We start from the raw sequence: 508 nt of genomic DNA, 5'->3' as shown, positions 1-508 counted from the left end.
AAATGGGAATTGTCATTTCTACGCTCGGCGGTATTTTCATCCTGCGTGAAAAGAAAACGAAACGCCAGCTAATAGCAATTGCGATCGGGATTATCCTGATTATTGCCGCCGCCGTATTCTTAGGAATCGCCAAAACAAATTCATAACAAATGGAGGAGGATGTATATGTATCCGGATTTAAAAGGAAAAGTCGTCGCTATTACAGGAGCTGCTTCAGGGCTCGGAAAGGCGATGGCTATTCGCTTCGGCAAGGAGCAGGCAAAAGTGGTTATCAACTATTATAGTAATAAACAAGATCCAAACGAGGTAAAAGAAGAGGTCATCAAGGCGGGCGGTGAAGCTGTTGTCGTCCAAGGAGATGTCACGAAAGAGGAAGATGTAAAAAATATCGTGCAAACGGCAATTAAGGAGTTCGGCACACTCGATATTATGATTAATAATGCCGGTCTTGAAAATCCTGTACCATCTCACGAAATGCCGCTCAAGGATTGGGATAAAGTCATCGGCA

1 protein-coding gene and 1 pseudogene are annotated in these 508 nt (G+C 43.7%); both read left to right on the top strand.

Going from position 1 to position 508, the window contains the following annotated elements; genetic code table 11:
- A partial coding sequence (locus ACWHAR_RS32415) for a GRP family sugar transporter (RefSeq protein WP_353871007.1) occupies window positions 1–146 on the top strand: 146 nt, incomplete at its 5' end.
- A 19-nt stretch (window positions 147–165) separates the two neighbouring features.
- A pseudogene (gdh, locus tag ACWHAR_RS32410) lies at window positions 166–508 on the top strand (glucose 1-dehydrogenase); the annotation flags it as partial.

The sequence above is a fragment of the Bacillus sp. LR--39 genome, from assembly GCF_053613335.1.
Note: the sequence above shows the minus strand (reverse complement) of the source record. Positions and strands in the feature narration are given on the sequence as shown.